Below are 19,486 nucleotides of genomic sequence, written 5' to 3'. Positions count from 1 at the left end.
AGGTCGGCAAATGAACAACTTCATTGCAATCGAGCTAGTGTTAACGCGATGTTTAGACAAAAGTGCCGCGTCAGCAGACGCAGAACGGTGAAAGAATTAGCTCGGAGCTCACCAGAATGCTCAAGAAAACAATAATAAATAATCTTCGGCCCGAAGCCCACTTGGCCCGCGAAAAGCTTCATCACGATGGGGTCATTCCCAATGGATTGTTGCGTGCTGAAATTGATGCCTCATGGCGACGTAGCGTGGAACATGGCGTGTCCTTCAATGATGGATACGAACTGGAGCAGCAATCCCGTTCGAGTGTCGAGGATTTAAATGCTACCAACTGCGTGCTGATTGACGCCGCGCTGCCAGTAATCGACTACCTGGCCGAGCGTCAGGGCAAGACAGGGCTGATTGTCCTTGCCAATGCAGATGCGACCATCCTGACTGTCGAAGGTCGCGTCGATCGCCTCGAGAGTATAGGCATGAGCGTGGAGGACATCACCCTCGGCGCGTGCTGGAGTGAAGCCGTTCGCGGTACCAACGCACTGGGCACCGCACTAGTCGAAGCCCGTCCGATGACGATTGATTGCGGCGAGCATTTTCTTGACCGCCTAAACGGAATATCCTGCTCTTCCGTCCCGATTTACTGTCCTCAAGGCAATCTCCTTGGCGTGCTCGATTTGACCCGCGAGGGGCCGCTTGGACGCGTTCAAGAGAGCACTGCACTGCTGACTATGGCCGTCAGTCAGATCGAAGGTCGAGTATTCAACCGCAGCTACCCAGAGGAAATAGTCCTGGCGTTTCACTGCCGCCGCCAATATCTCGAATCATCCTGGCAGGGGCTGATGGCGGTAAGCTTGGGAGGGCAAATTCTTGCGGTCAGCACCCAGGCGTGTCAACTGCTCAATACTGAACGTTCGATGTTAATCGGTAGGCGTTGTGAAGAGTTTCTGGGCGTTGATGGCGTGCAGCTGTTATCAAGGTTGCCTCAGGGTAGAGTCGGTAGTCTGCAGACCGCGAAAGGTGAATTCTTTTACAAAATTCTGCGTTCGCCGCAGCGCTCCAACACCATAAGCATCCCGTCGCACAGCACCGTTAAAGGCACCAAAACACCACCTCTACTTGAATCTATGGCCGGTACTAATACCCGTTATGCCCGCGCTTTGCGGATGGCCCGTCAAGGCTTGGCTAATGAATTGCCAGTTTTACTGTTGGGCGAAACCGGCACCGGCAAAGAGGTTATCGCCCGCGCGTTGCACATGGCTGGTAGCCGCTGCGAAAAGCCTTTCGTGGCAGTGAACTGCGCGGCAATTCCGGAAGGACTGATCGAGTCGGAGCTGTTTGGGTACCGGGAGGGTGCCTTCACTGGCTCTCGCCGTGGCGGTATGGTGGGGCGTTTGCAACAGGCCCATGGCGGCACCTTGTTTCTGGACGAAATCGGCGACATGCCGCTGGCCTTGCAAGCGCGACTCTTACGTGTTTTGCAGGATCGCATAGTGGCCCCGCTAGGTGCCGGCGAAGAGCAGAGCATCGACATAGCGCTGATTTGTGCCACTCACCGCGACCTTAAACGCCAAGTGGAAGACAAACAGTTTCGCGAAGACTTGTTTTACAGAGTTAACGGCATCTGCGTCATGCTCCCGACCCTGCGCGAGCGTGACGATGTTGCGTTGCTGTTGACTCAGTTGTTGGTCAGACTTGATGCACCGAATGTATTTTTAGACGAGGATCTGAATCGTTTGCTGCTGGACTATCATTGGCCAGGCAACTTCCGGCAATTAGAGACAGTTTTACGTACAGCGCTGGCCATGCGCGAGCCGGGCGAGAGCATTTTGACTTTAGAACATTTGCCCGACAGCATGCTGGATGAACTTAACGCCAGCGAACGGCCGCCGTCCGGCAGTATCCGTAAGAATGAGCTGGAGCTGATTCGCCAGTCCCTCGACACCCACCACGGGAATGTCTCGGCTGCTGCCGACACCTTGGGAATCAGCCGAGCGACGCTGTATCGTAAACTCAAGCAATTGCGTTCTTGATGCAGCGCCTGATCGTGCGGCTGATTGACAGCCAAAACCCTGAAGCTCTGCAAGCGGCGCTGAGCTGGCTCTACAGTTTTGTCCGGCCTCACAGGTTGGCAATCATCGGTCTGCTTGGCTTGTCGATCTGTGCCTCAATGCTGGTGCTGGTTCAACCATGGCTGACTAAACTGCTGATCGATGATGGGTTGCTGGCGCGCGACTTTTCCATGCTGGTGCTGATCGCGGGGTTGATGATCGTCGCGGGGCTACTCGGAACGGTGTTGTCAGGCATCAATCGTTACCTGCATACGCGACTTTCCGGGCGGATTCTGTTCTCGTTGCGTGACGACGTCTACCGACACCTGCAAACCCTGTCGCCGAGCTTCTACGGGCAGCGGCGGATCGGCGATTTGATGTCGCGACTCGACGGTGATGTCGCCGAGATTCAGCGCTTCGCCGTTGACTCACTGTTTTCAGCGGTATCGAGTGTGGTGGGTCTTGTCTGCGCCATCGCCATGTTGCTGACGCTGTCATGGAAACTCTCGCTGTTGGTAGTGGTGCTGATCCCTCTCGATGTACTCTGGCTGCGATGGATGCGTCGTAAGGTCGAACGCGATGTACGGCAGTTGCGCGAGCGTTCGGCGGACATGTCGTCGTTCATGGTCGAGACCCTGCCGGTGATGAAGTTCATTCAGTCGGCTGGACAGCAGCAACGGGAGTCACGCCGACTGGAGACGCTCGGGCAGGGCTACATGAGCCAGTTGTTGCGCTTGCAAGTCACCGAGTTTTTCACCCAGGCGGTTCCCGGCACGCTGACCTCATTGTCCCGGGCCTGCGCATTTCTGATCGGCGGTTATTGGGTGGTGCAGGGGACGTGGCAATTGGGGGCGCTGATCGCGTTTTCGACCTATTTGGGCATGGCGGTCGGGCCGGTCCAGAGCCTGCTCGGCCTGTACGTAGCGATTCAGCGGATGACGGTCAGTCTCGGGAGAGTCATGGAGCTACGTGGTGAAGAGCCCACAGTTGTCAGCCCCGTCATGGCGAAACCGATACCGACCCTCGGTGATCTGCGTTTCGACGACGTTCACTTTAGCCATCCCGGTCGTCAGAGCACGTTGCGAGGTATTGATGCGCGAATCCCTTATGGCTTGAAAGTCGCTCTGAGCGGTGGCTCCGGCGTCGGTAAGTCGACGTTGATCGATCTGTTGCAACGGCATCATGATCCGCAATCGGGCCGGGTATTGCTGGGCGATGTTGACCTGCGAGAGCTGGACCTGCTTGAACTGCGGCGGCGGATTGCCGTGGTCAGCCAAGATATTGTCCTGTTTCGTGGCAGCCTCGCGGACAACCTGGCCTACGCGGTTCCTGACGCCAGTCGCGAAGCCATAGCCGAAGTGGCGCGGCTGGCGCAACTCGACAGCTTAATTGCCTCTCTGCCTGAAGGCCTCGACAGCCCGTTGGGCGAGAGCGGTCAGCAGTTGTCCGGTGGACAGAAACAGCGCATAGCTATTGCCCGGGCGTTGTTGCAGGATCCGCTGATTCTGGTGATGGACGAAGCGACGTCGGCGGTGGACGAAACCACCGAGCGCGAAGTTATCGAGGCCATTGATCAACTGTTTGTCGGCCGCACGCGGATCTTGATCAGTCATCGTCCCTCTACCTTGGCCGATGCGGATTTGCGTTTCGAATTACTTGATGGCGTGCTCACGTCTAAAACGGTGTTACATGAAGCCTGAGCTGCGTATCGGTGTGGTGGATAGCGGGCATTCGGCAACACAGCGAGTGCAGGTGATTTCCGCGCGTCGTTTCTCGTTGTTGGCTGATGCAGTCGACGAAAGCGATGCGCTCGACGACGCGCTCGGCCACGGCAGTGCGGTAATCGAAGCCCTCAGTCGAAGTGCGCCTTCGGCACTTTTTTGCGTGGCTCAGGTGTTTGATCGGCGAGGTGTCACAAGTGCCTTGCAGATAGCTAAGGCGATTGACTGGCTGGTGGCTCAAAACGTGCGTCTGATTAATCTGAGTCTTGGCTTGCGCCAGGACCGCGAGCTGTTGCGCAATGCGTGCGCAGCAGCGGTGGCGCGTGGCATTCTGCTGTGTGCCTCAAGTCCCGCGCAGGGTGAAGGCGTCTTCCCGGCGAATTATCCGGGGGTGCTGCGGGTGACGGGCGATGCTCGTTGCGCCGAACGGGAGTGGTCGTGCCTTAACAGCCCTCAGGCGGATTTTGCAGCGTGTTGTCGCGGAGGCAATCCCGCCCAATCTGGAGCCAGTCTTGGCTGCGCAGCGTTAAGCGGTCATATAGCCGGATTTCTCATTGCACAGCCTGATGCGAACAATGATCAAGTCATTGGCTGGCTGCGGGAAAACGCCAGCTATTACGGCCCTGAATGGCGAGTGGGAGCATGATTTTAGTTCTCGGTGCGGGCCCGGCAGGTGCTACGGTTGCCTTGGGGCTGCAGCGCCTCGGCTATCAGGTAACATTGGTCAGTGATTGGCGCCGATTTGCGGCGCTGGAGGGTGTTTCAGTGCGCGTACTGGACGCCTTGCGCAGTGCTGGTCTACACCAAGCGCTGGCATCTTCGGCCTTGCCGTCTCAGCGTCAGGTGGTGTGGAACGGGCAGCAGCACGCGCAGAATATCGAATTTCTATTGGATCGTCCGAGCTTCGACCGAGGTTTGCGTGAGGATCTGCGTTTGGCTGGAGTCCAATTGATTGAGGGGCGCGTGTTAGGCGTTCGAACCACGGCGACCGAACACCTGGTCGAAATCGAGGGCCGTGAAACGCTACGAGTGGACTTTTTAGTGGAGGCTCGTGGGCGTCAGGCGCCGGCGCTCGGCAAAGGCCTGCGCGGACCGGAAACGATCAGCCTGCTGAATCGTTGGCAAGGCGTGCCGGGCGCTACGGCCAGTGCGGTAGAAAGCCTGGCCGGCGGCTGGGCATGGATGGCACGACATGCCGATGGTCAGTGCTACTGGCAATGGACGGTGGATGTCGCCAGCACTGACTTGCCCGGCAAAGCGAAGCTGCTGGATTACTGTCGTCATCAGCGCCGAAATTCGGTGTTGGCGCAGGCATTTTTTGGTACTGAGCCGTCAACCGATGTGCAGGTACACGCCCGCAGCAGCACGGCAATTTTGAGCCCGCGGGTGTGCGGCGATCATTGGATACGGGTGGGGGACGCAGCGATGGCGGTAGACCCATTGTCAGGCAACGGGATATTTCAATCGCTGTCTTCCGCGTTGCAAGCGCCAGCCGTGATTAATACATTGTTGCGTAAACCTGAGCGGGCGGCGTTGGCACAGCGGTTTCATCAGCGGCGAGTGGAGCAACTGTTTTTACGATTTGCACGAATTGGCCGGGATTTTTACATTGATGAGCAGAGATGGCCGCAGTTGCCATTCTGGCAAGCCCGCCGACAATGGCCTGACATCGAACTTGCCCATGCCGAGGCGGATTTCAGTGCCCTCAGCATTAAGCGTGCGCCCGTACTGGACGATGGTTTTGTCAGTGAGGCTGAAGTGGTGGTTACGGCAGATCAACCCTTGGGGGTCTGGCATGTTCACGGAATTGAGCTGGCGCCGTTGATACGGCGTTTACGCTCGGAACCCGTGAAGCAGGTAATGGCAGGGTTGACGGTAGAACAGGGCAGGATGATCAAAGGATGGTTGTTGGCTCAGGGCTTTAAACCCTGAGGTTAATCTTGACGGGGGAATACATTTCCCCGTCAAGATTGTCTGCCGATTCAAAAAGTCGTTGCGAATCAATCAAGCGAACTTCGCTCAATCGTGCCCTTATAACTTGATCAACACCGATTTCAGCTCGGTGTAGTGTTCAATCGCCGCAAATCCCATTTCCCGTCCTACCCCGGACATCTTGTACCCACCAAATGGCAGAGCCGGGTCTAGCGCGCTGTGGCAGTTGACCCACACCGAGCCCGATTTGATCCGCGGAATCATCCGGTGTACCGCTGCAAGATCATTCGACCAGATGCTTGCGCCCAATCCATAAGGGCTGTCATTGGCCATACGCAACGCATCGGCTTCATCATCGAACGGGATGGCCACCAGCACCGGGCCGAAGATTTCTTCCTGCACCAGTGAGTGCTTCTGATCGACATCGACGATCACCGTCGGCTTGACGAAGAACCCCGGCCCGAACTGCTCACCACCACAGGCGATGGTCGCACCGCTTTCCCGGCCCTTTTCGATGTAGCCGTAGACGCGCTCCTGCTGGCGGGCCGAAATCAACGGGCCCATTTCGACGCTCGGATCCAGACCGTTGCCCAGCTTCATGGCGTTGGCGATGTCGCTGATGTCCGCCACCACATTGTCGAAATGCTTGCGCTGTACATACAGCCTGGAACCTGCGCAGCAGACCTGGCCCTGATTGAAGAAAATCGCGCTGGCCGCCCCGGCCGCAGCGGTTTTCAGGTCGGCGTCGGCCATGACGATGGTCGGCGATTTACCGCCCAGTTCCAGGGTGACCCGGGTCATGGAGTCCATGGCGATCTTGCCGATCTGCTTGCCCACGGCGGTGGAACCGGTGAACGTCAGCTTGTCCACCAGCGGGTTGTGAGTCAGCGCCGAACCGGCAGTGATGCCGGTGCCGGTGACCACGTTGAACACGCCTTCGGGATACCCGGCCTCCAGTACCAGCTCGGCGAGTTTCAGCGCGGTCAGCGGGGTTTCGTCGGCGGGTTTGAGCACTACGGTGCAGCCGGTGGCCAGGGCCGGGCCGAGTTTCCAGCAGGCTAGCAGCAGCGGGAAGTTCCAGGCGACGATGGCGCCGACCACGCCCACCGCTTCACGACGGATGAAGCTGTGGAACTGGTCGTTGGGCATCAGCGGTACCGACACGTCAACAGTGGAACCTTCGATCTTGGTCGCCCAACCGGCCATGTAGCGCAGGAAGTCGATGGCCAGTTGCACGTCCATCACCTGGGCCACCACCGCGCTTTTACCGTTGTTCAGGCATTCCAGTTGCGCCAGCAGCTCGGCGTCGCGCTGCATCAGGTCGGCGAGTTTCCATAACAAATTCTGCCGCTCCCGGGGGCGGGTGCGGGTCCAGGCCGAATCGTCGAACGCCTGGCGGGCGGCAAGCACCGCGCGGTCGACATCCGCAGGCGTTGCCCGTGGCACCACGCACAGCACTTCGCCGGTGGCCGGGTTGTGCAGGGGCATGGTCTGGCCGTCGGCGGCCTCGACCCAGTCACTGCCGATCAGCATGCGCGGGGCACGCTGGATGAAAGCCGTAGTATCAGGAAGTAGACAGGTAAGCGACATAATTAAACCTCTTTTGTTGGTGTGAAGAGGTCTGTCGCAATGGTTGTGCCAGTTACTTTTTTAATGGGGAAAGGCTCGATTTTGCGGGGCTGAGAGCAATTCATCTGGTGCTCCTGGTTTAACCGAATGTCGTATTTTGAGACGACGTGAGACATCTAGGTAATACTCCTGATACAGCGCCATAACGTGGTGGTCGGCAGGTGTTCACGCTAACAAGCAACGTACATATCTCAGAGTGAAACAGTTGTCGCGAAGTAAAACAGATGGCAGTGAAGGTAGTGTTGAAAAATAACCTCGCCGTTACCGATATACCGCGTATTTCGCTAAGTATCCAAAGTTGGCACGTTCTGTGTATTCATCATCGTAGGCGTGCTTTGTTTCGACCTGCCCAAGACCGCCGAAACAAAAAAACTTAAACGTGAAAGTAAAAAAATAAGAACGCACCGTGCGAGGTTTGACCTTGATGAAGAAAAAACTCCGATTGGGCCTGAGTACTAGTCTGGTATGTATAGCCGCGTGTGTGGCGCTGCATTCACCATCCAGCCTGGCTGCTCGCGACGCCAAGACTATCCTCAGCGAAACCTGTCGAGGTTGTCACACACCTGAAGGTAATGATGCCCTGAGTCGTATCAGTCATCAGCGTAAAACACCGGAAGGCTGGCTTATGACAATCGCAAGGATGCAGGTCATGCATAGCGTGCAGATCAGTGATGAAGACCGCCGCACCCTGGTTAAATATTTAGCCGATACCCAAGGCTTGGCGCCAAGCGAAACGGAAGGCGTGCGTTACGCGTTAGAAGGCCGCCTCAGTACGGTAGAAAAATTCGACGATCAAACCAGCCAGATGTGTACCCGCTGCCACTCGGGTGCGCGGGTCGCGCTACAACGTCGTCCGGCCCAGGAATGGGAGCATCTGGTGAACTTCCATCTTGGACAGTGGCCATCGCTTGAATACCAGCTTTTTGCGCGGGATCGAGAGTGGTTCGACATTGCCCGCAAAGATATGGTGCCGCTGTTGGCCAAGCGTTATCCGCTGGACAACCCGGCCTGGAAAAAATGGCTGAGCAGTGCGCCGAAGACCGAAGCGCTGGTCGGTGACTGGAGCTTCAGCGGCCACTTGCCGGGCAAGGGGGAATTGTCCGGTGTGATGATCGTCATGGCCGATGGCCGCGACACGTTCAAGGTCAGCGTCAAAGGCCAATACGCCGACGGCAGCCCGTTCAATGGCGATGGCAGCGCGATTCTCTACACCGGTTACGAATGGCGCGGCAACGTGACCATCGACGGAGTGACCATGCGCCAGGTGTTCGCCGCCCAGGGCAACGCCATGCAGGGGCGGATGTTCGAGGCGGAGCACGATGAACGAGGTCTGGACTTCATCGCCGCCAAGCAAGGCAGCAACCGTTTGCTGGCGGTGCAGCCGGGTTACATGAAGGTTGGCGGCGAAACTGAAGTGACCCTTGTCGGCAGCGGTCTCACCGGCAAACCGAACTTCGGCAAAGGCGTGGAAGTGGTCGAAGTCGTCGAGCAGAGCCCTGAGCGCATCAAGGTCAAACTCAAGGCCGCTGCCAATGCTCAACCGGGTCTGCGCACCGTCACCGTCGGCACGCTGAAAGGCCCGACCCTGTCGGTCTACAGCACAATCGCCGAAGTCAAAGTCGTGCCCGAGTTCTCAGTAGCGAGGATCGGCGACGGCGGTGGTTCGACACCGAAAGTCCAGGGCCGTTTTGACGCCGAAGCCTGGGGCAAGGGCGTGGACGGCAAGCCGTATCGTATCGGCGTGTTCCCGGCGCAGTGGTCGGTCGAGGCCTTCGACGATCGCGCCAAGGAAGACGAGGACGTCAAGTTCGCCGGCACCATGCAGGCTGACAGCGGCGTGTTCACACCGGGCGATGCCGGGCCAAACCCGCAGCGTAAAATGTCCACCAACAATGCCGGCAACCTCAAGGTGATCGCCGCCGTCGACGACGCAGGGAAATCCCTGACCGGCGAAGGCCACATGATCGTCACCGTGCAACGCTGGAACAATCCACCCATTCCATGAGTTGGCTGATTCGTAGGATTTCAGACACTTTTTCGGAATGATCGCAGGCCCCGTAGTACGGGGTTTGCACAGGAGGTTGCAATGGGCGCTATTTTGAATCTGGTCGAGCGGAACCTGCACGAAGTGCACGTCGATGCCGACCGCATGCTGTTTCACATCCCCAGCAGTTCGCTGTTCGCCAGCGATGAGCTGACCGGCACTATCATCGATACCTTGCGCGGTCCCGGCTGTTCGTCGGACGACCTGATCCAGCGTTTGTCTTCACGCTTCAACGGCGAAGAAATCACCGAGACCTTGCGTGAGTTGATGTCCCTGGAGCTGGTCAGCGACGGCTCGCCGCTGACCCCGGATATTGGCACCAAACGGGTCGAGCGCACCGCGATCAATACCGTGGTGCTCAACGTCAACACCGGCTGCAACCTTAGCTGCACCTACTGCTACAAGGAAGACCTCGACAAGCCGTCGGCCGGCAAGAAAATGGATGTCGAAACGGCTATTGCGTCAGTGGAAATGCTGCTGCGTGAATCCCCGGATGAGGAACGCTTTACCGTGGTGTTTTTTGGTGGCGAACCGCTGAGCAACCGCAAGCTGATCGAATACATGGTCGATTATTGCGAGAAGCGTTTCCGCGAGGCGGGCAAGTTCGTCGAGTTTGTCATGACCACCAACGCCACGCTGCTCACCGAAGAGACCGTGGACTATCTGAACGCCCACCGTTTCGGGCTCTCGGTCAGTATCGACGGACCGAAAACCGTGCACGACCGCAACCGCATCACCGTGGGCGGGCAGGGCACGTATGACGTGGTGCGGCGCAAGGCTGAGATGCTGCTGTCCCGCTACAACAGCCGCCCGGTCGGTGCGCGAGTGACCCTGACCACCGGCGTCACCGACGTCGAAACCATCTGGGATCACCTGTTCAACGAGCTGGGGTTTGCCGAAGTCGGTTTCGCTCCGGTGACCTCCGGCGATATCAGCACCTTCAACCTGACCAGCGACGAGCTGATCGAAGTTTTCGCCAGCATGAAGAGGCTGGGCCGGCGTTATCTGGAGGCGGCACTTGAGCACCGCAACATCGGCTTCTCCAACCTGCATCAGTTGATCACCGACATCCACGAAGGCCACAAAAAAGCCCTGCCGTGCGGCGCGGGCCTGAAGATGCTGGCGGTGGATCACAAGGGCGAACTGAACCTGTGCCACCGCTTTACCGGCTCGTCGCTGCCGACCTTCGGCAACGTGCACGGCGGGGTGAAACAGGTTGAGCTGAACGACTTCCTGTCCCAGCGCCTTGACCGCAGTAATACCGGTTGCGAGGACTGCCAGATCCGCAACCTCTGCTCCGGCGGCTGCTACCACGAGAGCTACGCCCGTTACGGCGACCCGACCCACCCGACCTATCACTACTGCGAACTGATGCGTGACTGGGTCGACTTCGGCATCGAAGTCTACACTCGGATCATGGCTCACAACCCTGCGTTTATCAGCAGTTATATCACTCCGCGCAAGGCTCACTGATATGAAACATCTCAAGGCAATCAATAATAAAGCGTTGAAACTAGATGAAGCCGCGGCCGAAAACCGCATCGAAGAAGTGGTGGCGATGAGCTCTGTTGCGGGCTGTGCCTCGACCACCGACCCGGGTTGGGAAATCGATGCGTTTGGGGGGGTGTCGTCGCTGTGCCAGCCGATGGAAGCTGACCTTTATGGTTGTTCTGACCCTTGCTGGTGGCCGGCCCAGGTGCCCGACATGATGAGCACGTACCCGGACTGGAACAAGGACGCGCAGGCCTCGAACGAGAGCTGGCGCAACCTCGGGACTGTCTTTCCAAAAGACAAATAATCGGACAGAGAGAAGGATTCCAGCATGCACAGCATCAAAGCCTGCGGCCTGGCCGTGTTTGTCGTCCTGAGCGTCTGTTCGTTCAACGTTCTGGCCGATGAAAACACCGCACTTAAAATTGGTCACGAGTACATGGTGACCCCCAATTACCCTAATAACCTGCACGTCATCGACCTGGCCACCGATACCCTGTTCAAGACCTGCAAGATGCCAGACGCCTTCGGTCCGGGCACCGTGCAGTTGTCGCCGGATCGCAAGATCGCCTACGTGCTGAACAACCACTATGCGGATATCTACGGCGTCGACCTGGACAGCTGCAAGCAGGTATTCCACGCCAGCATCAGCCAACGGCCTGGTGAAAAAGCGAAGTCGTTGTGGGCCTTTACGGTTAGTCATGACGGCAAGGAACTCTTCACTGTTGCCAATCCGACGTTGATGCTCAACGACCGCTACGTAGTACAGCAACCTCGACTTGATGTTTATGCCACCGACGCCGGGATGGACGCCAAACCCGTGCGCAGTTTTCCGGCGCCCCGACAGTTGTCCGTTATGCAGAGCGGCGACGACGGCACGCTCTATGTCGCGGGTGCGGACATCTATAAGGTCAATGTTCAGACCGGCAAGTTCGACGTGCTGATTCCCAGCCGCAATTGGAAAAGAGCCAATTACAGCGCAGCGGACGTACTTTACGGTTGGCCCCATCAAACGTATCGTCGAGACTTTTCTGTGCTATACACAGCGGCGAAGTACAAGGATAAAAAGCAGGACCCCGCCACCGCTGAGTATGTGTATGGGCTATTTAGTGTTGACTTGAAAACCGGTAAGGCCGAAACCACTGATTTCGGTCCTCTGACAGAGATCTACTTCACCGGGATGCGCTCGCCGAAGGATTCGAACCTGATGTTCGGTGTGCTGAATCGTTTGGCAAAGTACGACATCAAGGAGAAAAAATTACTGCAGGCCGCGACGCTGGATCATTCCTTTTACTGTATTTCCCTTAATAAGGACGGCAGCAAAATTTACTTGTCGGGCACGCTCAATGATATCGCTATTTTCGATGCCGACAGCATGAAACAGATCGGCAATATCAAATTGCCTGGAGGGGATATGGCGTTGGTTACTTCGCAGGTGTTCATTCGTTAGAAGATCCCCGTAAATAATAAAGGGCAAGGCGCTGTTGCGTTGCAATCGCAACAGTCGTCTTGATATAACAAAAAGTTTTTAATATGAGCCTTCCAAGCTACAGGAGTGTGCCGCAGACAGAGCCGTTATAAGCGATGATCATCGGTTCGGCATTCGACTGAGATGGCTCAACGTATGCGGGTGGTCTTGGATCGCACTGATTTGATTCTTACTCCGGCTGGGCTAATGCAATTAGTTGTGTGTCGGCCGTGATGCTTCGCTTTCCTAAAGAGGACTGTTGCCCTTGTTCCCTAATCGACTTCCTATTCTATGGAAAATTACGTTGTTGACCGGTCTGTGCCTTCTGGCGGTCGTTGCTTTATTAGTGGGGCATGCGCTTTATCGGATGAGCGCAGACACATCACTAGTAAAGGCTAGCGTGGCACAAATGCTAGAAGCTGCAGCCCGGGAGCGCATGAAAAAAGAAGCTGAAGTACAAGCTCTTATGCTCAAAGGCTATTTGATGTCTTCTTATCAGGAAGGCTTAGTTTTCTCTCGACAAGTCCTGCAGCAGCGGCGCCAGGCGCAGACCCTGCGACTGAGTGCGCAGACCCTGCGAGAAAATCTCTATCATCAAGTTAAGCAGACACTGGAGGCCAACCCTCAGCTGCTTAGTCTTTATGTAGTGTTCGAGTCAAACGCTATCGATGCCAGCGACGATCACTTCACCAATCGCGGTGAGCTAGGCAGTAACGAGACTGGTCGCTTCGCTCCCTATTGGGTACAGCGAGCAGGTAAAATGAGTGTTCAAGTCGCATCTGAAGCGTTAATTTCAGATACCACGCCTATGCTAGATGGTTCTCCTTTTAATACTTGGTTTAATTGTCCAAAGAAAAATCTTAAGCCTTGCCTTCTCAATCCATATTTCGATGAGAGTTCAGGCCAACGGATGCTAATCACAACCTTGGCTTTTCCTGTAATAGAGGATGGTAAGATCCTAGCGGTTGTCGGTATGGACATTAGCCTAGATAACCTTCAACAACTCGCTGCTGCTGGCAGCCAAGATCTGTATCACGGTTTGGGTTCCGTTAGCATTGTTAGCTCCGCTGGTCTGCTCGCTGCACACAGTAGTGATGCGAGCCTACTCGGCCAAAATCTAGCGAGGGCTTATCCGGATGACGCCAACGCCCTATTGGAGTCGCAGCGTCTTGGGATAGCTCGAGAGCAGCAGGCTCAGGATAATTTACGGTTGGTTGCGCCAATGGTGCCCATTCCGAATAGTGAGCCTTGGGCTTTATTGCTCGATGTTCCTATGTCGTCTCTTCTGGCCCCGGCCTTGTCGTTGCAGCAAGACTTAGATAGCCGCAATGAAAAACGTGCATTGTTGGAATTGTCGCTCGGCGTCGCTGCAGCAACTATCGGCTTGATATTGGTTTGGCTAACGGCTTTGGGTGTGACCCGGCCGATCTCACGTGTAGCTGCGTTGCTCAAGGACATTGCTGTCGGCGAAGGAGACCTTACACGCCGTCTGGTTTATACGCGTCAGGATGAACTAGGCGAACTGGTGGGGTGGTTCAATCGCTTCCTAGATAAACTTCAACCTGTGATCAGCGAAGTAAAACGCTCGGTGCAAGAAACTCGCAATACCGCTGATCAGTCCACCATCATTGCTAATCAAACCAGCTTGGGTATGCAGCAGCAATATAAAGAGGTGGATCAGGTTGCGATCGCGTCGCAAGAAATGACCGCGTCTGCCCATGAGGTTGCGCACAGTGCTGCCCAAGCTGCCGATGCAGCTCAAGGAGCCGACTTGGCCACCCTCGAGGGCCTCGACGTTATAAGTAATACGACAACTGCCATCGAGCATTTGGCAAACGAGATGAGTGTGTCTATGGAAGAAATACGAGATTTGACTAGCCGGAGCGATCAGATCAGCTCAGTGCTGGATGTGATCCGTGCCATAGCCGAACAAACCAATCTGCTCGCACTAAATGCCGCCATTGAGGCGGCGCGAGCTGGCGATGCGGGACGGGGTTTTGCAGTAGTCGCAGATGAGGTACGAAACTTGGCCCGACGCACTCAGAGCTCTGTTCAAGAAGTTCGCTTAGTGATTGAGGGACTGCAGAAGCGTACCAAGGATGTTGTCAGCTCTATGGATAGCAGCTATAGCAAGGCTCAAATCAGCGTCGGACAGGTGGCATTGGCAGTGGTCGCTTTGCGGCGCATTGGTGACGCAGTGTCCATCATAACTAACATGAATTTACAAATAGCTAGCGCTGCTGAGGAGCAAAGCGCTGTAGTTGAAGAAATTAACCGAAACGTCGCTACGATTCGCGATGTTACCGAGTCGCTTTCTACTCAGGCACAGGAGTCCGCCAAAATCAGTAACACCCTGAACGGCCTTGCAAACCATCAACAGGCACTAATGGATCAGTTCGTGGTGATTTCAGGGACCTCCGATAGTCGGTGATTTTTGACTCTTTTTTTCACTTAGGCTCGGTTTGGCTTGCTTATGTCTGAGCGCCAGCGGCATCAGCGAGTATCCAGAGGAGATAGCAATCAACTCGATGAGGTAGCCGTCGGGATTCTTCGACGATGTCTATGCGAGGCGTATCCAGTAGATATGAAAACAGCAATGAACTGGACCTGGTTTCATAAGCTCGGCTCACCCAAGTGGTTCTACGGCATCAGCGGCAAACTGCTCCCCTGGTTGAGCCTCTTCGCGCTGCTATTGATGGGTTCTGGCGTGGTGTGGGGCCTGGCCTTCGCCCCGCCGGACTACCAGCAGGGCAACAGCTTTCGCATCATTTATATCCACGTGCCCACGGCCCTGCTGGCCCAGTCCATCTATGTGATGCTGGCGGTGTGCGGTGTGGTCGGGCTGGTGTGGAAGATGAAACTGGCCGACGTCGCCCTGCAATGTGCCGCCCCCATCGGCGCCTGGATGACCGCCGTGGCGCTGGTCACCGGGGCCATCTGGGGCAAGCCGACCTGGGGTTCGTGGTGGGTCTGGGATGCGCGGCTGACGTCGATGCTGATCCTGCTGTTCCTGTACTTCGGTCTTATTGCGCTGGGCAACGCCATCAGCAATCGTGACAGCGCGGCCAAGGCCTGCGCGGTGCTGGCGATTGTCGGCGTGATCAACATCCCGATCATCAAGTACTCGGTGGAGTGGTGGAACACCCTGCACCAGGGCGCGACCTTCACCCTGACCGAAAAACCGGCGATGCCCGTCGAAATGTGGCTGCCGCTGTTGCTGACGGTACTGGGCTTCTACTGTTTCTTTGGCGCGGTGCTGTTGCTGCGCATGCGCCTGGAAGTGCTCAAGCGCGAGTCCCGGGCCAGTTGGGTGAAGGCCGAAGTACAGAACAGCCTGGAGGCCGCTCGATGAGTTTCGCTTCATTCGGCGATTTCCTCGCCATGGGCCATCATGGCCTGTATGTCTGGTCAGCCTATGGCATTTGCCTGGTGGTGCTGGCCCTCAACGTGGCGGTGCCGATCCTGGCCCGCAAGCGGTATCTGCAACAAGAGGCGCGTCGTCTGCGCCGGGAGAACGGTCAGTGAATCCGCTGCGCAAAAAACGTCTTGTCATCATTCTGGCGATCCTGGTGGGTGTCGGTGCCGCGGTCGGCCTGGCTCTCAGCGCCTTGCAGCAGAACATCAACCTGTTCTACACCCCGACCCAGATCGCCAATGGCGAAGCGCCGAAAGACACACGCATCCGCGCCGGCGGCATGGTGGAGCAGGGCTCGCTGGTGCGTTCCGGGGATTCGCTGGACGTGAAATTCAATGTCACCGATTTTAACAAGACCGTGACCATCGCCTATCGCGGCATTCTCCCGGACCTGTTCCGCGAAGGGCAGGGCATCGTCGCCCTGGGCAAGCTCAACGCTGACGGCGTAGTGGTCGCCGATGAAGTGCTGGCCAAGCACGATGAGAAATACATGCCGCCGGAAGTGACCAAGGCCCTGAAAGACAGCGGCCAGTCGGCACCCGCGCCTGTGAAGGAGGGCTGACCGATGACGGCTGGTATCTTTATTCCCGAGTTGGGCCACCTGGCGATGATCCTGGCCCTGTGTTTCTCCCTGGTCCAGGCCGTGGTGCCCTTGCTCGGCGCCTGGCGTGGCGACCGGTTGTGGATGAGCCTGGCACAGCCGGCGGCATGGGGGCAGTTCACGTTCATGCTGTTCGCCTTCGGTTGCCTGACCTACGCGTTCATGGCTGACGATTTTTCCGTGGAGTACGTCGCCAGCAACTCCAACAGCGCCTTGCCCTGGTATTACAAGTTCAGCGCGGTGTGGGGCGCCCACGAAGGGTCGCTGTTGTTGTGGGCATTGATTCTCGCGGGCTGGACCTTCGCCGTCTCGGTGTTCTCCCGGCAATTGCCACGCGTGATGCTCGCCCGCGTACTGGCGATCATGGGCATGATCAGCACCGGTTTCCTGCTGTTCCTGATCGTCACGTCCAACCCGTTCGAGCGCATCCTGCCGCAGATGCCGATGGATGGCCGCGACCTCAATCCATTGCTGCAAGACATCGGCCTGATCGTTCACCCGCCGATGCTCTACATGGGCTACGTCGGTTTTTCCGTGGCCTTCGCCTTCGCCATCGCCGCGTTGCTCGGCGGGCGTCTCGATGCCGCCTGGGCACGCTGGTCGCGCCCGTGGACCATCGTCGCCTGGGCCTTCCTCGGTGTCGGTATCACGTTGGGCTCCTGGTGGGCCTACTACGAACTGGGCTGGGGCGGCTGGTGGTTCTGGGATCCGGTGGAAAACGCATCCTTCATGCCTTGGCTGGTGGGTACTGCGCTGATTCACTCCCTCGCCGTCACGGAAAAGCGCGGTGTGTTCAAGAGCTGGACCGTGCTGCTGGCCATCGCGGCGTTCTCGTTGAGCCTGTTGGGCACGTTCCTGGTGCGTTCCGGCGTGCTGACGTCGGTGCATGCCTTTGCCTCGGACCCTGAGCGCGGTGTGTTCATCCTGATGTTCCTGCTGTTCGTCGTTGGCGGTTCGCTGACACTGTTCGCCCTGCGGGCGCCGGTGGTCAAGAGCCAGGTCGGCTTCAACCTCTGGTCGCGGGAAACCCTGTTGCTGGGCAACAACCTGGTGCTGGTGGTGGCGGCTTCGATGATCCTGCTGGGGACGTTGTACCCGCTGGTGCTCGATGCACTGTCCGGCGCCAAGCTGTCGGTGGGGCCGCCGTACTTCAACGCGTTGTTCATCCCGCTGATGGCGATCCTGATGGTGGTGATGGCCATCGGTATGCTGGTGCGCTGGAAAGACACCCCGGTCAAGTGGCTACTGGGCATGTTGACCCCGGTGTTGCTGGGCACGGCCGCCCTGGCCGTGGTGGCCGGCGTGGCCTATGGCGACTTCAACTGGGCGGTGCTGGCGACGTTTGTGCTGGCGGCCTGGGTGTTGCTGGCCGGTGTCCGGGACATCTTCGACAAGACCCGCCACAAAGGCCTGATCAAAGGCCTGCCATCCCTGACCCGCAGTTATTGGGGCATGCAGATCGCCCACCTGGGTATCGCCGTCTGCGCCTTGGGCGTGGTGCTGTCCAGCCAGAACAGTGCCGAGCGCGACCTGCGCCTGGCGCCGGGGGAGTCGATGGACCTGGGGGGTTATCAATTCGTGTTCGAAGGCGCCAAGCATTTCGAAGGGCCGAACTTCACCTCTGACAAAGGCACTGTGCGGGTCATTCGCAACGGCCAGGAAATCACCGTGCTGCACCCGGAAAAACGCCTCTACACCGTGCAGAACTCGGTCATGACCGAAGCCGGGATCGATGCCGGGTTCACTCGCGATCTCTACGTGGCCCTGGGCGAGTCCCTGGGCGACGGCGCGTGGGCGGTGCGCGTTCATGTCAAGCCGTTCGTGCGCTGGATCTGGTTCGGTGGCTTGCTCACCGGCCTGGGCGGGGTGCTGGCGGCGCTGGATCGGCGTTATCGAGTCAAGGTGAGAACCCGGGTGCGTGAAGCCCTGGGCGTGACGGGAGCCACTGCATGAAACGTTGGTTGATGGTATTGCAGCCAGCATCTCGATCTGCTCTTGGATAAAACCATGCATGATTAATTTCTGGCTCGCCGCAGGTCTGCTTCTCCTAGTTGCCTTGAGTTTCCTGTTGAACCCCCTGTTGCGTGGCCGTCGCGCCCAATTGGAAGAAGACCGTACCGCGCTCAACGTGGCTCTGTATCAGGAGCGAGTGGCCGAACTACAGGCCGAGCGAGAGAAGGGCGTGCTGAACGCCGCGCAACTGGACACCGGTCGCGCCGAAGCCGCTCGTGAACTGCTCGCCGACACCAAGGGCGCCGATGCGCCGCGCGAATCCCGGCCAGGCAAACCGTTGCCGTTGCTCGCCGCCGTATTGGTGCCGGTGTTGGGCCTGGCGCTGTACCTGCATTTCGGCGCCAGCGACAAAGTCGAATTGACCCGCGAGTTTGCCCAGGCGCCACAGTCCATGGAAGAAATGACCTTGCGTCTGGAGCGCGCGGTCACGGCAAAACCGGATTCTGCCAAGGGCCTATATTTCCTAGGTCGGACCTATATGGCCGAGGATCGCCCGCGGACGCGGCAAGGATTTTCGAGCGAACCGTGGCGGTCGCGGGCCGTCAGCCGGAGCTGTTGAGCCAGTGGGCCCAGGCGCAGTATTTTGCCGATGGCAAGAAATGGTCGGATAAGGTCCAGGCCTTGACTGACGAAGCGCTCAAGCTCGATCCCAAGGAGGTCACCAGCCTCGGCCTGTTGGGCATCGTCGCGTTTGAAGGCGAGCGCTATCAGGAGGCGATCGACTACTGGAGGCGTCTTCTCGCGCAGCTGCCGGAAGGTGAAAAATCCCGTGAGGCGCTGCAGGGCGGCATCACCCGGGCCACCGAGAAGCTGCAAGCCAGTGGCGGCCGCAGTTGAAACCATCGAACTTCCCCGAAGTCCATTTGATGGCGCGCGTATCCCGAGCCGGCCAGCCGATCGTGGGTGAGTGGATCGGCCTTAGTGCACCGTTGCAAAGCGGCACTGGCAGGTTGCAAAAGCTGACTATTGACACGTCGGAACGGCAATAGGCGGGATGAGCGTATGAACACTTGGAAAGAAACGAGGCACTCCTGTCTCGACTCCTCGTCACGTCTGGCCTCACGACTTCAACCATCTAATAGCTTTTCATTGAGTTTGAGCAATGATCTTCCTCTGAACTGGCGCATAGA

14 protein-coding genes and 2 pseudogenes are annotated in these 19,486 nt (G+C 57.6%); 15 read left to right on the top strand and 1 reads right to left on the bottom strand.

Annotation, left to right across the window (positions count from 1 at the left end; all coding sequences use genetic code 11):
* Positions 1-116: 116 nt before the first annotated feature.
* From F7R20_RS03085 to qhpG, 4 genes are read left to right on the top strand one after another with little or no spacing between them, the layout of a single operon-like run.
* Positions 117-2,024 carry a sigma-54-dependent Fis family transcriptional regulator gene (locus F7R20_RS03085; protein ID WP_081352486.1) on the top strand — a complete coding sequence of 636 codons (1,908 nt, stop codon included), beginning with the start codon at positions 117-119 and terminating at the stop codon, positions 2,022-2,024.
* Complete coding sequence (locus tag F7R20_RS03080) at positions 2,024-3,742, top strand: ABC transporter ATP-binding protein (RefSeq protein WP_081352487.1); 1,719 nt, start codon at positions 2,024-2,026, stop codon at positions 3,740-3,742. Before F7R20_RS03085 ends, F7R20_RS03080 begins: the two co-directional genes overlap by 1 nt.
* On the top strand, positions 3,732-4,409 hold the full coding sequence (gene qhpE / locus F7R20_RS03075) for a subtilisin-like serine protease QhpE (protein WP_081352488.1): 678 nt from the start codon (positions 3,732-3,734) through the stop codon (positions 4,407-4,409). Before F7R20_RS03080 ends, qhpE begins: the two co-directional genes overlap by 11 nt.
* Positions 4,406-5,695 carry a flavin-dependent monooxygenase QhpG gene (gene qhpG / locus F7R20_RS03070; protein ID WP_081352489.1) on the top strand — a complete coding sequence of 430 codons (1,290 nt, stop codon included), beginning with the start codon at positions 4,406-4,408 and terminating at the stop codon, positions 5,693-5,695. Before qhpE ends, qhpG begins: the two co-directional genes overlap by 4 nt.
* A gap of 99 nt (positions 5,696-5,794) precedes the next feature.
* Here qhpG and F7R20_RS03065 read toward each other — a convergent pair whose 3' ends face one another.
* Positions 5,795-7,285: an aldehyde dehydrogenase family protein gene (locus F7R20_RS03065; protein ID WP_081352490.1), complete on the bottom strand. Its 1,491-nt coding sequence runs from the start codon at positions 7,283-7,285 to the stop codon at positions 5,795-5,797.
* A 463-nt stretch (positions 7,286-7,748) separates the two neighbouring features.
* Here F7R20_RS03065 and peaA point away from each other — a divergent pair, with 463 nt between their 5' ends.
* The 11 genes and pseudogenes from peaA (at position 7,749) to ccmI (ending at position 19,345) form a co-directional block, all read left to right on the top strand.
* Complete coding sequence (gene peaA / locus F7R20_RS03060) at positions 7,749-9,329, top strand: quinohemoprotein amine dehydrogenase subunit alpha (protein ID WP_081352491.1); 1,581 nt, start codon at positions 7,749-7,751, stop codon at positions 9,327-9,329.
* A gap of 81 nt (positions 9,330-9,410) precedes the next feature.
* Entirely contained in the window at positions 9,411-10,841 is a 1,431-nt protein-coding gene (peaB, locus tag F7R20_RS03055) for a quinohemoprotein amine dehydrogenase maturation protein (protein WP_081352492.1), read from the top strand.
* A 1-nt stretch (position 10,842) separates the two neighbouring features.
* Positions 10,843-11,166, top strand: a complete 324-nt coding sequence (gene qhpC / locus F7R20_RS03050) for a quinohemoprotein amine dehydrogenase subunit gamma (RefSeq protein ID WP_081352493.1) — start codon at positions 10,843-10,845, stop codon at positions 11,164-11,166.
* A gap of 24 nt (positions 11,167-11,190) precedes the next feature.
* Positions 11,191-12,309, top strand: a complete 1,119-nt coding sequence (gene peaD / locus F7R20_RS03045; protein ID WP_081352494.1) for a quinohemoprotein amine dehydrogenase subunit beta — start codon at positions 11,191-11,193, stop codon at positions 12,307-12,309.
* Positions 12,310-12,694: 385 nt separating this feature from the next.
* A pseudogene (locus tag F7R20_RS32240) lies at positions 12,695-13,828 on the top strand (PDC sensor domain-containing protein); the annotation flags it as partial.
* 150 nt (positions 13,829-13,978) lie between these two features.
* Positions 13,979-14,758 carry a methyl-accepting chemotaxis protein gene (locus tag F7R20_RS32235; protein WP_394351187.1) on the top strand — a complete coding sequence of 260 codons (780 nt, stop codon included), beginning with the start codon at positions 13,979-13,981 and terminating at the stop codon, positions 14,756-14,758.
* A gap of 165 nt (positions 14,759-14,923) precedes the next feature.
* Positions 14,924-15,679, top strand: a complete 756-nt coding sequence (locus F7R20_RS03035) for a heme ABC transporter permease (protein ID WP_081352495.1) — start codon at positions 14,924-14,926, stop codon at positions 15,677-15,679.
* A complete protein-coding gene (ccmD, locus tag F7R20_RS03030) occupies positions 15,676-15,852 on the top strand; it encodes a heme exporter protein CcmD (protein ID WP_003199159.1) in 177 nt (58 codons plus the stop codon). The genes F7R20_RS03035 and ccmD overlap by 4 nt, the downstream gene beginning before the upstream one ends.
* Complete coding sequence (gene ccmE / locus F7R20_RS03025) at positions 15,849-16,304, top strand: cytochrome c maturation protein CcmE (protein ID WP_081352496.1); 456 nt, start codon at positions 15,849-15,851, stop codon at positions 16,302-16,304. Before ccmD ends, ccmE begins: the two co-directional genes overlap by 4 nt.
* Positions 16,305-16,307: 3 nt before the next feature.
* On the top strand, positions 16,308-18,296 hold the full coding sequence (locus F7R20_RS03020; RefSeq protein WP_081352497.1) for a heme lyase CcmF/NrfE family subunit: 1,989 nt from the start codon (positions 16,308-16,310) through the stop codon (positions 18,294-18,296).
* Positions 18,297-18,354: 58 nt separating this feature from the next.
* A pseudogene (gene ccmI / locus F7R20_RS03015) lies at positions 18,355-19,345 on the top strand (c-type cytochrome biogenesis protein CcmI).
* Positions 19,346-19,486 lie beyond the last annotated feature (141 nt).

Origin of the sequence: Pseudomonas brassicacearum subsp. brassicacearum, assembly GCF_008801605.1 — a bacterium.
GTDB lineage: Bacteria > Pseudomonadota > Gammaproteobacteria > Pseudomonadales > Pseudomonadaceae > Aquipseudomonas > Aquipseudomonas brassicacearum.
This window is presented reverse-complemented; position numbering and strand designations above follow the sequence as displayed.

What these genes read in the sequence shown, in the direction of transcription:
- peaB (WP_081352492.1), top strand. Translation starts at nt 9,411, where the DNA reads ATGGGCGCTATTTTGAATCTGGTCGAGCGGAACCTGCACGAAGTGCAC.
- qhpG (WP_081352489.1), top strand. Translation starts at nt 4,406, where the DNA reads ATGATTTTAGTTCTCGGTGCGGGCCCGGCAGGTGCTACGGTTGCCTTG.
- peaA (WP_081352491.1), top strand. Translation starts at nt 7,749, where the DNA reads ATGAAGAAAAAACTCCGATTGGGCCTGAGTACTAGTCTGGTATGTATA.
- qhpE (WP_081352488.1), top strand. Translation starts at nt 3,732, where the DNA reads ATGAAGCCTGAGCTGCGTATCGGTGTGGTGGATAGCGGGCATTCGGCA.
- ccmD (WP_003199159.1), top strand. Translation starts at nt 15,676, where the DNA reads ATGAGTTTCGCTTCATTCGGCGATTTCCTCGCCATGGGCCATCATGGC.
- F7R20_RS03080 (WP_081352487.1), top strand. Translation starts at nt 2,024, where the DNA reads ATGCAGCGCCTGATCGTGCGGCTGATTGACAGCCAAAACCCTGAAGCT.
- qhpC (WP_081352493.1), top strand. Translation starts at nt 10,843, where the DNA reads ATGAAACATCTCAAGGCAATCAATAATAAAGCGTTGAAACTAGATGAA.
- F7R20_RS32235 (WP_394351187.1), top strand. Translation starts at nt 13,979, where the DNA reads ATGCAGCAGCAATATAAAGAGGTGGATCAGGTTGCGATCGCGTCGCAA.
- F7R20_RS03035 (WP_081352495.1), top strand. Translation starts at nt 14,924, where the DNA reads ATGAACTGGACCTGGTTTCATAAGCTCGGCTCACCCAAGTGGTTCTAC.
- F7R20_RS03020 (WP_081352497.1), top strand. Translation starts at nt 16,308, where the DNA reads ATGACGGCTGGTATCTTTATTCCCGAGTTGGGCCACCTGGCGATGATC.
- F7R20_RS03065 (WP_081352490.1), bottom strand. Translation starts at nt 7,285, where the DNA reads ATGTCGCTTACCTGTCTACTTCCTGATACTACGGCTTTCATCCAGCGT.
- F7R20_RS03085 (WP_081352486.1), top strand. Translation starts at nt 117, where the DNA reads ATGCTCAAGAAAACAATAATAAATAATCTTCGGCCCGAAGCCCACTTG.
- peaD (WP_081352494.1), top strand. Translation starts at nt 11,191, where the DNA reads ATGCACAGCATCAAAGCCTGCGGCCTGGCCGTGTTTGTCGTCCTGAGC.